The 12,694-nt window shown below is 61.6% G+C and carries 10 protein-coding genes; 5 read left to right on the forward strand and 5 right to left on the reverse strand.

The window, feature by feature from the left end; translation table 11 throughout:
• Positions 1 to 142: 142 nt before the first annotated feature.
• Positions 143 to 1,345 carry a hypothetical protein gene (locus ATN84_RS12315; RefSeq protein WP_068881895.1) on the forward strand — a complete coding sequence of 401 codons (1,203 nt, stop codon included), beginning with the start codon at positions 143 to 145 and terminating at the stop codon, positions 1,343 to 1,345.
• A 171-nt stretch (positions 1,346 to 1,516) separates the two neighbouring features.
• On the opposite strand, the gene aspS is transcribed toward ATN84_RS12315, so the two are convergent.
• Entirely contained in the window at positions 1,517 to 3,307 is a 1,791-nt protein-coding gene (gene aspS, locus ATN84_RS12320; protein ID WP_068882026.1) for an aspartate--tRNA ligase, read from the reverse strand.
• A gap of 250 nt (positions 3,308 to 3,557) precedes the next feature.
• On the opposite strand from aspS, the gene rnd reads away from it, so the two are divergent.
• Together rnd and ATN84_RS12330 are read left to right on the forward strand one after the other, a co-directional pair.
• Positions 3,558 to 4,712, forward strand: coding sequence for a ribonuclease D (rnd, locus tag ATN84_RS12325; protein WP_068881896.1), 1,155 nt, complete (start codon positions 3,558 to 3,560; stop codon positions 4,710 to 4,712).
• 19 nt (positions 4,713 to 4,731) lie between these two features.
• Entirely contained in the window at positions 4,732 to 5,013 is a 282-nt protein-coding gene (locus tag ATN84_RS12330; RefSeq protein WP_068881897.1) for a CopG family antitoxin, read from the forward strand.
• A 62-nt stretch (positions 5,014 to 5,075) separates the two neighbouring features.
• Here the strand turns inward: ATN84_RS12330 and ppx are convergent, their stop codons facing one another.
• Both ppx and ATN84_RS12340 read right to left on the reverse strand, forming a co-directional pair.
• On the reverse strand, positions 5,076 to 6,596 hold the full coding sequence (gene ppx, locus ATN84_RS12335) for an exopolyphosphatase (RefSeq protein ID WP_068881898.1): 1,521 nt from the start codon (positions 6,594 to 6,596) through the stop codon (positions 5,076 to 5,078).
• Positions 6,593 to 8,821, reverse strand: coding sequence for an RNA degradosome polyphosphate kinase (locus ATN84_RS12340; RefSeq protein WP_201026358.1), 2,229 nt, complete (start codon positions 8,819 to 8,821; stop codon positions 6,593 to 6,595). The genes ppx and ATN84_RS12340 overlap by 4 nt, the downstream gene beginning before the upstream one ends.
• Positions 8,822 to 9,050: 229 nt before the next feature.
• Here ATN84_RS12340 and ATN84_RS12345 point away from each other — a divergent pair, with 229 nt between their 5' ends.
• On the forward strand, positions 9,051 to 9,305 hold the full coding sequence (locus tag ATN84_RS12345) for a zinc-finger domain-containing protein (protein WP_068881899.1): 255 nt from the start codon (positions 9,051 to 9,053) through the stop codon (positions 9,303 to 9,305).
• A 65-nt stretch (positions 9,306 to 9,370) separates the two neighbouring features.
• Positions 9,371 to 10,591 (forward strand): FAD-dependent monooxygenase, encoded by a 1,221-nt coding sequence (locus ATN84_RS12350; RefSeq protein ID WP_068881900.1) that lies wholly within the window; start codon positions 9,371 to 9,373, stop codon positions 10,589 to 10,591.
• A gap of 126 nt (positions 10,592 to 10,717) precedes the next feature.
• On the opposite strand, the gene ATN84_RS12355 is transcribed toward ATN84_RS12350, so the two are convergent.
• Positions 10,718 to 11,524, reverse strand: a complete 807-nt coding sequence (locus ATN84_RS12355) for an amino acid ABC transporter ATP-binding protein (protein ID WP_068881901.1) — start codon at positions 11,522 to 11,524, stop codon at positions 10,718 to 10,720.
• 12 nt (positions 11,525 to 11,536) lie between these two features.
• Positions 11,537 to 12,694 (reverse strand): amino acid ABC transporter permease, encoded by a 1,158-nt coding sequence (locus tag ATN84_RS12360; RefSeq protein WP_068881902.1) that lies wholly within the window; start codon positions 12,692 to 12,694, stop codon positions 11,537 to 11,539.

The following is a 12,694-nucleotide window of genomic DNA, read 5'->3' on the forward strand; positions in this document are numbered from 1 at the left end:
CCGCACCCAGCAATCGGCGCAGTTTGTGTCGTTGTTGAACTTTATAGGCAATCGAATGCGCACTCTAATTGCCGAAAATCAATTCCGATTCCGGGGCCGATACTGTAGAAAAACGGCCTACCGACCAAAGAGGAAGCCCCCAATGCCCGTCATATCCATGCTGAAATCAACGGCACGCAATCTTGCTGCGGCGTCCGCCCTGTCGCTCATGATGGCGGGATCGGCCTTCGCATTCGACGGCAATGCCGTGGCGGAGCGCCTGAAGGAACTCTACGCGGCACAGGGCGGCGAACTCGCCTATCAGAGCGTGGAAACCAACGGCTCGACGGTTGTTCTGAAGGGCGCATCGGTCAGAGCGCCGGGGACGGCGGCGCAGGAAAAATCCATCGATCTCGGCGATGTCGCGCTCAACAATGTCTCCGATGCGTCCGACGGCGGCTACGATATCGGCCAGGCCGACATACCCGATATGACTCTCTCCTTCGAGGGGACGAACATCGCGATCAAGGGCATGGAGATGGAAAACCTCCATCTGGCGCCCAAGGGATCGAGCGATCCGCTGGCCAGCATCCTCTACTACCAGAAAGCCGAGATCAACGAGATCACCGTCAATCAGGCCGGTAACAACATCGCGACGATGCAGGACATCGTGGCGACGATCTCGCCTTTCAAGCAGGGTTCTCCCATCGACTACACCTGGGATGTCGACAAGATCGCGATCGATCTGAGCAAGGCAGAGCCTTCGAAGGCGAAGGAGACGCTGACGGCGCTCGGCTACGAGAAGATCAACGGCCATATCGATTCCAAGGGAAGCTGGTCGGTCCCGGACGGGCGCTTCAAGCTCGATCAGTTCAACCTCGTCATGGATGACGGCGGCACGCTCGGCATGACCTTCGACCTCGGCGGCTATACGCTCGATTTCATCAAGGGAATACAGGAGGCGCAGGCGACCCTCTCCGACAATCCGGACAGCGACGCGGCGGGGCTGGCAATGCTCGGCCTGATGCAGCAATTGACGGTAAACGGCGCGTCGATCCGTTTCGATGACGCTTCGCTCACCAACAAGCTCCTGGACTATTTCGCCAACCAGCAGGGCAGCGACCGCGCGACGCTCACCAACCAGGTGAAGGCGGTGCTGCCGCTCTTTGCCGGGCAGTTGAAGAATGCCGCATTCGCCGCCCAGGTGACGCAGGCGGTCAGCACCTATATCGACAATCCGAAGTCTCTGGAAATCCGGGCAACGCCGTCCGCGCCTGTCCCTGTCGCCGTTCTCATGGCCACCGGCTCGGCGCAGCCCGAAAAGCTGCCGGATCTGCTCAATGTGACGGTGACGGCGAATAAGTAGGCAATGCAGCAGCTTTATCTCTCCCTTGCGGGAGAGAAAGCGATTTCAACATCTTAGCGAAGCCAAGTGTTAGCAAATCGCAAGAGAGGGGGCGTACCGATCCCCACCTGATCTCAACAAAAAAAGCCCGGCATCACTGCCGGGCTTTTTCATAATCATCTGAATCGCTTGCTAGGCGTCCTTCTTAACCGGAGCGAGCCGGATGTGAAGGTCGCGCAATTGCGCGGGCGTCGCTTCGGACGGCGCGTTCATCAACAGGTCGTAGGCCTGCTGGTTCATCGGGAACATGGTGATCTCACGCAAATTCTTCGCGCCGACCAGCAGCATTACGATGCGGTCGATGCCCGCCGCCATGCCACCATGCGGCGGCGCGCCATACTGGAAGGCGCGATAGAGGCCGCCGAAACGCTCTTCCACCGTGTCGCGGTCGAAACCGACGATCTCGAACGCCTTGACCATCGTGTCGGGCAGATGGTTGCGGATGCCGCCCGAGGCGATCTCGAAGCCGTTGCAGACCATGTCGTACTGGAAGGCCTTGATCGACAGCGGATCGGCATTCTGCAGCGCCTCGATGCCGCCCTGCGGCATGGAGAACGGGTTGTGGCCGAAATCGATCTTCTTCTCGTCCTCGTTCCATTCGTAGAACGGGAAATCGATGATCCAGCACAGTTCGAAGCGGTCACGGTCGACGAGATCCAGCTCCTCGCCGACGCGGGTGCGCGCGGCGCCGGCGAAGGCGACGAATTTCTTCGGGTCGCCGGCGACGAAGAAGCAGGCATCGCCGTCGTCGAGGCCAAGCTGAGTACGGATCGCCTCGGTGCGTTCCGGGCCGATGTTCTTGGCGAGCGGGCCGGCGCCTTCCAGCGCCTCGCCTTCCTTGCGCCAGAAGATATAGCCGAGGCCGGGCTGGCCCTCGCCCTGCGCCCAGGAGTTCATGCGGTCGCAGAAGGCGCGTGAACCGCCGGTTTTCGCGGGGATAGCCCAGATTTCGACCTTCGGGTCGCTGGCGATCATGTTGGCGAAGACCTTGAAGCCGGAACCGGCGAAATGCTCCGTCACCGCCTCCATGACGATGGGATTGCGCAGATCAGGCTTGTCGGAACCGTATTTGCGCATCGCCTCATCATAGGGAATGCGCGGGAACTCCTTCGTGACCGGCTTGCCCTCGGCGAATTCCTCGAACACGCCGCGCAGCACCGGTTCCATCGTCTTCAGGATATCTTCCTGCTCGACGAAGCTCATTTCCAGGTCGAGCTGGTAGAACTCGCCCGGCAGGCGGTCGGCGCGCGGGTCCTCGTCGCGGAAGCAGGGCGCGATCTGGAAATAGCGGTCGAAGCCCGAGACCATGATGAGCTGCTTATAGATCTGCGGCGCCTGCGGTAGCGCATAGAACTTGCCGGGATGGATACGGCTCGGCACGAGGAAGTCGCGCGCGCCTTCCGGCGACGACGCGGTCAGGATCGGCGTCGAGAATTCGGTGAAGCCCACCTCGCCCATGCGCCGGCGCATGGCGGCGATGATCTTCGTGCGGCTCATGATGTTCTTGTGCAGCGTGTCGCGGCGCAGGTCGAGGAAGCGGTATTTGAGGCGGATATCCTCGGGGTAATCGGGCTCGCCGAACACCGGCAGCGGCAGTTCCTTCGCCGTTGACAGCACCTCGATCTCACGCGCGAAAATCTCGACCTCGCCCGTCGGCAGGTTGGGGTTGACCGTTTCCTCCGTGCGGGCCTTCACCTCGCCGTCGACCCGGATCACCCATTCGCCGCGAACGGTTTCGGCAACCTTGAAGGCCGGCGAATCGGGATCGGCGACGATCTGCGTCAGGCCGTAATGGTCGCGCAGGTCGATAAAGAGAATTCCGCCATGGTCACGGACGCGATGAACCCAGCCCGACAGGCGGACGGTCGAGCCGACGTCCGACTTGCGAAGTGCTGCGCAGGTGTGGCTGCGGTAACGGTGCATGATGTCTGCCTCTGAAATTATGGAAATGAAGCGCGTTGCCACGCCGAAAATTCGGGCGGACAAGCGCATTTTGACCGGGATTTGTCAAGGGAGTAAGGGAGTAAGGGAGTAAGGGAGTAAGGGAGTAAGGGAGTAAGGGAGTAAGGGAGTTGGTGGCTGATTCCTCCGAGGAGGTCCATCCTATTCCCCTATTCCCCTATTCCCCTATTCCCCTATTCCCCTGCTCACGTAATCCCCTTATACAAACCTCATGAAGCTGATTACGACGACCCAGGGCCTCGAAGAGGCCGTTTCCGCCCTTTCGAAATCCGATTTCGTCACCATCGACACCGAATTCATCAGGGAAACAACATTCTGGCCTGAGCTGTGCCTCATCCAGATGGCGTCTCCCGATCATACGGCGCTGGTCGATGCGCTGGCGCCCGATCTCGATCTCAAGCCCTTCTTCGCGCTTATGGCCGACGAGAAGGTGATGAAGGTTTTCCACGCCGCGCGGCAGGATATCGAGATCATTTTCCATCTGGGCGATCTCATCCCGCATCCGGTGTTCGACACCCAGGTCGCAGCCATGGTCTGCGGCTTCGGCGATGCGATCTCCTATGACCAGCTCGTCCACCGGGTGACCGGCGCGCATCTCGACAAATCCTCCCGCTTCACCGATTGGCGGCGGCGGCCGCTTTCGGAAAAGCAGCTCGAATATGCGCTGGCCGACGTCACCTATCTCAGAGACATCTATCTCCACCTGAAAGCGGAGCTTGAGAAGGAAGGCCGCGCCGACTGGGTCAATGAGGAGATGAATATCCTCACCGCGCGGGAAACCTATGACCTCCATCCCGACGATGCATGGAAGCGGCTCAAATCCAGGCTGCGCAAGCCGCCGGAACTGGCGGTCATGCGCGCGGTGGCGGCGTGGCGCGAACGCGAGGCGCGCGAGCGCAACGTGCCGCGCGGCCGCGTCATCAAGGACGACACCATCTACGAGATCGCCCAGCAGCAGCCGACCGACGCCGAGGCGCTGGGACGCCTCAGGACCATTCCGAAGGGCTGGGAGCGCTCGGGCCAGGCAGCCGGGCTGATCGCCGTCGTCAATGAAGCGCTTTCCATGCCGAAGGACCAGATGCCGCGGCTGCCCAAGCAATCGCATTCGCCGGAAGGCGCGGGCGCGGCGGCCGATCTTCTCAAGGTGCTGTTGAAGCTCGTCACCGAAGAATATGGCGTCGCCGCCAAGATCGTCGCCAATTCCGATGATATCGACAAGATTGCAGCCCAGGGGGAAAAGGCCGAGGTGGCAGCACTTCACGGCTGGCGCCGCGAAGTGTTCGGCGAAAAGGCGCTGAAGCTCATCAGCGGTGAAATCGGCATCAAGTTCGAGAACCGGCGGATCACGGCGGTGGAGCTGGATTGAGGGTAAAAGGGCTTCGCCCATGAAGTGTGGGGCGTATTGCGCTTGTATACGCAAGCCATGGCCAAGCCTGCCAACGGATGAAGCGGCGGAGGCTTTTGTCGAACAAGCCGATCTGTCCCAGTATGATTGGAACGCGGCGGAACCGGTGAGCTACGAATTCGAGAAGAAGGCGGCAGCGCTCAACATGCGAATTCCGCAGAACCTGCTCGACGCGGTCAAGGCGAAGGCAGCCGCAAAGGGCGTTCCCTTTACACGCTACATCCAGCCGTTGATCGAGAAGGACATCGCCAGATCATCCTGAGTCGGCCAATAAGGTAGCCAAAGGACAGCGAAGCCAGAGGCGAAACGAGCTCTCTCCTGGCGTTACCCCTCCCCCACCGCCAGATGCAGCTCGCGCCCGATGAGCTTGGCCAAATGCTGCAGGCGGCCTTCCGGCCGGCCGGCCACCAGCTCGGCATGGCTCTTAGGAACCAGGAGCTCAAGGCCGCCGTTCTCCGTCTCGCGCCATTTGAGGCGGGGGATGATGCCCGGCATCGATGCCGACAGGAGATAGACGACGCGCAGCAGCGCGCCCAGAAGCTTCGCCCGCTCGCGTAAGCGTGGTGTTGCGAGGCCCATGATCTCGGGCGCCACGGCATCATCCACCACCCCTTCGTGACGGAAATAATTGGCGAGCGCCACATAGGAACGGCCGGGGTGGTCGATGCCGCTGAAGGAACCATGCGCTATGAGGTTCAACGCCTGCGATCCACGATAATCGGGGTGCGCCCGCCAGCTGATATCGGCGAGCAGGCAGGCGGCGCGGCGGTAGCGCGCCTCGTCCTCCGTCTCGTCGAAGCCGAGTATCTCGAAGGCCTTTTCCGTCCAGTCGGCCAGCTCATGCGCATGACGCGGCGAGCGGGCGCGCAGGATGGCTGTCTCCTCCGCCGCGGCAAGCAGCGGATCGGCCCGCTGCTCCTGCTTGGAGAGCAGCGAATAGAGATAGCCCTCGCGCACGCCGAGCGCCGAAAAGACGATCCTCGAGGGCTTCATCCGGCGCACGGTTTCCAGAAGCACCGTCGATCCGTAGGAGAGCAGCTGCCGGCGGCTCTTCGATACCGCCTCGATGCCACGCATATGGTCGATATCGCCCTTGGCGACGCGAAGCAGGAAATTATGCGCTTCGTGCGGATCGATCTCATAGGCGTGCATGATATGCAGCGGATAGTGCTTGGCGCTCATGTGCAGCTTGGCGAGATTTCGCCAGGTGCCGCCGACGGCATAGAAGATGCGCCCCTCCCCCTTATCCAGGAGCTTGGCCCGGGCGAGCTCCGTACGCGCGATCTTGGCCGCTTCGGCAGGCTTACCGTTGGAAAGGTCCTGCAGGCGGAGGCCGCCCAGCGGCAGCGTGATGCCGTCGCCTATCGTATGGCCGCGCACATCGACCAGCTCCAGACTGCCGCCGCCGAGATCGCCAGCGATGCCATCCGGATTGTGAAAGCCTGAGATGATGCCGAGCGCGGAGTAATAGGCCTCCTCCTTGCCGGAGAGCACCTGAATGTGCTCGCCCAGCACGGCTTCCGCCTCAGCGATGAAGGCGGGGCCGTTCTCCGCCTCGCGCGCGGCGGCGGTGGCGAGCGCGTGCAGCGACGAGGCGCCGGCCTGCTCGGCAAGCGCACGGAAACGCTTGAGCGCGCGCAATGCGCTGTCGACCGATTTGTCGTTGAGACGGCCGGTCCTGGCCAGCCCCTTGCCGAGGCCGCACAGGATCTTCTCGTTGAAAAGCACCGTCGGGGAGCGGACGATGCCTTCATAGACGACCAGACGGACCGAGTTTGACCCGATATCGATGACAGCGACAGGCTGACGCCCTTTCAGGCGCCCCTGAGCCAAGGAAAGACTCATGCGGTCCGGTTTCTCTCGGCTCGGGCGCGCTTGCGATGGGCGATCAGGCGAGGCGCCGAGGATTTCAGCGATTTGCCGCGACCCGACAGGCTTGGATTGGTCATGAAGTATTCCTGCGCGTTGAAGGCTTCTTCTCCCTCGGCAGGTTTTATCCGGCGGGAGGTACCGTCGGCAAGTAGTTCGTAGCTCTGCTGGTTGTCAATGATGTTGGCGAGCATGATCTGCGAAAGCACCTGCTGATGCACCGTCGCGTTGGTGATGGGAACCAGCGTCTCCACGCGGCGGTCGAGATTGCGCGGCATCATGTCAGCCGAGCCGAAATAGACGATCGCCTTCTCCGAAGGCAGGTCATGGCCGTTGCCGAAACAGAAGATGCGGCTGTGCTCGAGGAACCGCCCGACGATGGATTTGGCCCGGATATTGTCGGAAAGGCCCGGAACCTTCGGCCTCAGGCAGCATATGCCGCGCACCACCAGGTCGATTTCCACGCCGCCCATGCTGGCGCGATAGAGCGCATCGATGATCTGAGGATCGACGAGCGAGTTCATCTTCATCCAGATGGCGGCGGGGCGGCCGGCCTTGGCATGGGCGATTTCATCGTCGATGTGCTTGAGGATGCGGTCACGCAAGGTGAGCGGCGACACGGCAATGCTCATTTTCTCCGTCGGCTGGGCATAGCCGGTGATGAAATTGAAGATGTGCGAGACGTCGCGCGCGATATCCGGGTCCGTCGTGAAGAAGGAGAGATCGGTATAGATGCGGGCGGTGATCGGATGATAATTGCCGGTGCCGAGATGCACATAGGTCCTGAGCTTCGCATCCTCGCGGCGGACCACCAGAGACATCTTCGCGTGCGTCTTCAACTCGATGAAGCCGAAGACGACCTGGACGCCCGCCCGCTCCAGATCGCGCGCCCAGCGGATATTCGCCTCCTCGTCGAAACGCGCCTTCAGTTCGACCAGCGCCGTCACCGACTTCCCTGCCTCCGCCGCGTCGACCAGCGCGCGGACGATCGGGCTGTCATTGGAAGTGCGATAAAGCGTCTGCTTGATGGCCAGCACGTCGGGATCGGCGGCCGCCTGACGCAGGAACTGCACCACCACATCGAAGGATTCGTAGGGATGGTGAACGACGATGTCCTTCTCGCGGATGGCCGCGAAGCAATCGCCGCCATGCTCGCGGATGCGCTCCGGGAAACGCGGATTGTAGGGCACGAATTTCAGGTCGTCGCGCGGAATGGAGACGATCTCGGAGATCATGCTGAGCGCCAGCAGGCCCTTCAAGACGCTGATGCGGTTTTCCGGCACGGCAAGCTCGGTGGCGACGAAGACGCGCAGCGGCTCCGGCATCTCGCTGTCGAACTCGATGCGGATCACCTGGCCGCGGCGGCGGCGCTTCAGCGCGCTCTCGAACAGGCGCACCAGATCCTCCGCCTCTTCCTCGACCTCGATATCACTGTCGCGGATGATGCGGAAGGTGCCGGCGCCCTTCACTTCATAGCCCGGGAAAAGCCGGCCGATGAAAAGGCTCACCGCATTCTCCAGCGAGATGAACCTGTAGTGGCCGTTCTCGGTTGGAAGCTGGATGAAACGCTTGAGGGCAACGGGCAGGCGCAGCAGCGCCGTCATCGGCTGGTTGTCGGCGCGGCGGGCGAGCTGCAGCGCGATCGAGAAGCCAAGGTTGGGGATGAAAGGAAACGGGTGCGCCGGGTCGATCGACAGCGGGGTCAGGACCGGGAAGATCGTCTCGAGGAAATGGTCCTCCAGCCAGATTTTTTCGTTCTTGCGCAACGCATCCGGCTTGACGATCTCGATATTCTCGCGAGACAGCTCCTGAAGCAGACCGTGCAGGTTCTCCTGCTGCGCCGCCTGGAGCTTGCCGACCTCCTCCAGCACGAATTCGAGCTGCTCCTGCGGCGTCCGTCCGTCGGCGCTGCGCGTGGCGATACCGGCGCGCACCTGCCCCGCAAGGCCGGCGATCCGAACCATGAAGAACTCGTCGAGATTGGCCGCGGAAATCGAGAGGAAACGCAGGCGTTCCAGCAGCGGCTGCTTCCCGTTGCGGGCTTCCTCCAGCACACGAGCGTTGAACTGCAGCCAGGAGAATTCGCGATTGACGAAACGATCGGGACTTTCCAGGAGAGAACGCTCTCCCGGCGCGGCGGCCGCCTCCGCTTCGATCCTGGTTGCGGCTTTCTCTATCGCTGTCATGTTCGTTTCGTTCATCTCACCCACACTCCGGTTCCGTCCGGTATACCCGGATCAGCCACAGAACCTATGAAAGTCTTATGACAGTTTGATAGCACTTGATTTGAAATGTCTTGCGAATCGATAAAACCGCTTCCGAAAACATATCAATCGCGGTAACACACGCGCTGATTATAGCACGATCCCGGGGAAGAAACCGCTTCGGACCGGATCACAGGTAAATTGAAAATGGACACTGGAGCACGACATGTCCGATCATGCCATTCCTCATTTCCACAATGATACCGGCCATCAGGTCATCGAGATAGGCGTCCAGGAGTTCATGTGCGTCGGCGCCAACCCGCCTTTCGACCATCCGCATGTCTATCTCGACATGGGCGACGGGACGGAGATGGTCTGCCCCTATTGCTCGACGCTCTATCGCTACAATCCCGATCTTCACCAGACGGAAACGAAGCCGGCCGGCTGCCTTTACGTCGAAGCGGACAACAAAGCCGCCTGATTGTCGCGGCGCGGCGGTTTCGGCGCCGAGGAAAGGGCCGTTCGACCAAGCGGCTTCCATAGACCATGACAGCTTCCGCCGTCAGACAGATCATCATATCGGGAGCAGGTGTTGCGGGGCTGACGGCGGCGCTGGCGCTTGCCGCAAAGGGCTTCGAGATCATCATCTTCGAAAAGGCGCCGCGGCTATCGGAAGTCGGCGCCGGCCTGCAGCTTGCCCCCAACGCCACCCGCCTGCTCACACGCCTCGGCGTGCTTGACCGTCTCCTGCCGCAGGCGGTCACGCCTGACGCCCTCTACCTGCAGGACGGCGCGCGCGGCACCACCCTTCTGCGCATGGCGCTCGGCGATGCGGCCGAAACCCGCTGGCATGCGCCCTATCTCGTCTGCCATCGCGCCGATCTCCAGGCCGCGCTCATCGCTGCGGTCCATGCCCATCCCGCGATTTCGATCAGGCTCGGCTCGAACGTGATCTCGCATGAGGCCGGTAAAGACGGAGCGACGGTACGGATCGATGCCGGAGACCGCATCGAGGAGCATCACGGCACGATGCTTCTCGCCTGCGACGGCGTATGGTCGGCACGCCGCGCCGCGGTGGAGCATGATCGAAGCGCCGCCTTTACCGGCTATATCGCCTGGCGGGCGAGCCTGGCCGCCGAAGCGCTGCCCGAGGCGCTCCGGGCCGCTCTGCCGGAGGTAAACAGCGTTTCGGCGTGGCTTGGGCGTGGCGTGCATTTCATCGTCTATCCCGTCAAGGCCGGGAAGTTCTTCAATTTCGTTGCGATCACCAAGGGGCGCGACCCGGGCCGGGAGTGGTCCTCCAGGGGCGACAGCCTCGCGCTTGCCGCCGCCTTCTCCGGCTGGCATACGGCGATCCACGCCGTCATCGGCGCAGCGGCGGAGCAATGGACGTTCTGGCCGCTTTTCCAGATCGATCGTCCACGCTTCCTCTTGAATGAACGAACGGTGCTTCTCGGCGATGCAGCGCATGCGATGACGCCCTTCGCGGCGCAGGGCGCGGCAATGGCGATCGAGGACGCCTGCGCGCTTGCGGCGGCGCTTGGCGGCGATGCGGTGGACTGGCCGGCAGCGCTTTCCCGCTTCAACGAGGAGCGGCTGGCGCGGATCGCCAGCGTCGCCCGGCGCGGATCGCTCAACCGCTTCGCCTATCACGCCGCCGGACCGCTGGCGCTCGGCCGTAACATGCTGCTGCGGTCGCGCCCGCCGGAGCGGTTTATTGCCGATCTCGATTGGCTTTATGGGTATGATGGGACGGGGTTTATTTAGTGAGTAGTGAGTAGTGAGTAGTGAGTAGTGAGTAGTGAGTAGTGAGTAGTGAGTAGGAAAAAATAGCCGATGCGCTTCTCGGCAAGCCCTACTCACTATTTCACTATTTCACTACTCACTGATCACTCAATGCAATATCTGGCTGAGGAACAGCTTGGTGCGCTCGTGCTGCGGGTTGTCGAAGAATTCCGCAGGCGAGTTCTGTTCGACGATCTGGCCCTGGTCCATGAAGATGACGCGGTTGGCGACCTGGCGGGCGAAGCCCATCTCGTGGGTGACGCAGACCATCGTCATGCCCTCTTCCGCGAGCGAGACCATGGTGTCGAGCACCTCCTTGATCATCTCGGGGTCGAGCGCCGAAGTCGGCTCGTCGAAGAGCATGATGCGCGGATTCATGCAGAGCGAGCGGGCGATCGCCACGCGCTGCTGCTGGCCCCCGGAGAGCTGGCCCGGATATTTGTTCGCCTGCTCGGGGATCTTGACCCTTTCCAGATAGTGCATGGCGATCTCTTCGGCCTTCTTCTTCGGCATCTTGCGCACCCAGATCGGCGCGAGCGTGCAGTTCTCAAGGATCGTGAGATGCGGGAAGAGGTTGAAGTGCTGGAAGACCATGCCGACCTCGCGACGCACCTCGTCGATCTTCTTCAGATCGTTGGTCAATTCGATGCCATCGACGAGAATCTTGCCCTTCTGGTGCTCCTCAAGCCGGTTGATGCAGCGGATCATGGTGGACTTGCCGGAGCCGGAGGGCCCGGCGACGACGATGCGCTCGCCGCGCATCACCTTGAGGTTGATGTCACGCAGCACGTGGAAATCGCCATACCATTTGTGCATGTTGATGATCTCGACCGCCACATCGGTGGAGGAAACCTGCATTCGGGAGTGGTCGACGTGGATGTCTTCCGGGTCGACGACGCTTTGTTGTGCTTTCATTGAAATGTTCCCTTATCTCTTGTGGCCGGTGTCGAGCCTGTTCTCCATAAAGATAGAGTAGCGCGACATCGAAAAACAGAAAATCCAGAAGACGAATCCGGCGAAGATCAGTCCGGTCGCCGGGGTCTGAGGCGAGGCCCAGGTCGCATCGGAGAAATTCTGCCGGACGATGCCGAGCAGATCGAACATGCCGATGATGTAGACGAGGCTCGTATCCTTGAAAAGGCTGATGAAGGAGTTGACGATGCCGGGGATGACCAGCTTCAGCGCCTGCGGCAGGATGATCAGCCGCATCTTCTGCCAATAGCTCAGGCCCAGCGAATCCGCCCCCTCGAACTGCCCCTTCGGAATGGCCTGCAACCCGCCGCGGATGACCTCCGCCAGATAGGCGGTCTCGAACAGGGCGACGCCGATCAGGGCCCTGAGCAGCTTGTCGAAGGTAACGCCCGGCGGCAGGAACAGCGGCAGCATGACGCTGGCCATGAACAGCACCGTCACCAGCGGCACACCGCGTATCGTCTCGATGAAGATGATGGAAAGCAGCCTGATGACGGGCAGGTTCGAACGACGGCCCAGCGCCAGAAGGATGCCGAGCGGCAGGGAAACGGCGATACCGACGAAGGAGAGAACCAGCGTCACAAGGAGGCCGCCCCAAAGCGGCGTTTCGACAAAGCTCAGATTGAACGAGCCGCCGACGAGAAGGAAGAAGGCGACAACCGGAAAGGCGACGAAGAACAGAAGCGCATTCAACCTTTTGTGCGGCACACGCGGGATGAGCAGCGGGACCAGCAGAGCCACGAAGAGCACTGCCGTCAGATCAACGCGCCAACGCTCGCCGAAGGGGTAGCGTCCGTAAAGGAACTGCTGGAACTTGGCATTGACGAATGCCCAGCACGCTCCGGACCAGCCGTCCGGCTGGATGCCGCCCTGGGCGACCGTGCTGCAGACGGTGCGATCGGGGCCTGTCCAAACGGCATTGACGAAAAGCCAGTTGATGGCCGGCGGCAGAAACCAGGCCAGAAAAAGGATAGCGAGAGCCGACAGTGCGGCATCCACGGGCGTGGCGAACAGGTTGGTGCGCAGCCAGCTGCCAAGGCCGCGCTCGCTACGCGGCGGAGGTTGAACGCCTGCCATTTCGGCGCGCACAAAGCTGAGATCAGGATTTGCCAT

The organism is Paramesorhizobium deserti, from assembly GCF_001558695.1.
GTDB classification, from domain to species: domain Bacteria; phylum Pseudomonadota; class Alphaproteobacteria; order Rhizobiales; family Rhizobiaceae; genus Paramesorhizobium; species Paramesorhizobium deserti.

Excerpts from the sequence above, each read along its gene's own strand:
- ATN84_RS12315 (WP_068881895.1), top strand. The coding sequence starts at position 143 with ATGCCCGTCATATCCATGCTGAAATCAACGGCACGCAATCTTGCTGCG.
- aspS (WP_068882026.1), bottom strand. The coding sequence starts at position 3,307 with ATGCACCGTTACCGCAGCCACACCTGCGCAGCACTTCGCAAGTCGGAC.
- rnd (WP_068881896.1), top strand. The coding sequence starts at position 3,558 with ATGAAGCTGATTACGACGACCCAGGGCCTCGAAGAGGCCGTTTCCGCC.
- ATN84_RS12330 (WP_068881897.1), top strand. The coding sequence starts at position 4,732 with ATGAAGTGTGGGGCGTATTGCGCTTGTATACGCAAGCCATGGCCAAGC.
- ppx (WP_068881898.1), bottom strand. The coding sequence starts at position 6,596 with ATGAGTCTTTCCTTGGCTCAGGGGCGCCTGAAAGGGCGTCAGCCTGTC.
- ATN84_RS12340 (WP_201026358.1), bottom strand. The coding sequence starts at position 8,821 with ATGAACGAAACGAACATGACAGCGATAGAGAAAGCCGCAACCAGGATC.
- ATN84_RS12345 (WP_068881899.1), top strand. The coding sequence starts at position 9,051 with ATGTCCGATCATGCCATTCCTCATTTCCACAATGATACCGGCCATCAG.
- ATN84_RS12350 (WP_068881900.1), top strand. The coding sequence starts at position 9,371 with ATGACAGCTTCCGCCGTCAGACAGATCATCATATCGGGAGCAGGTGTT.
- ATN84_RS12355 (WP_068881901.1), bottom strand. The coding sequence starts at position 11,524 with ATGAAAGCACAACAAAGCGTCGTCGACCCGGAAGACATCCACGTCGAC.
- ATN84_RS12360 (WP_068881902.1), bottom strand. The coding sequence starts at position 12,694 with ATGGCAAATCCTGATCTCAGCTTTGTGCGCGCCGAAATGGCAGGCGTT.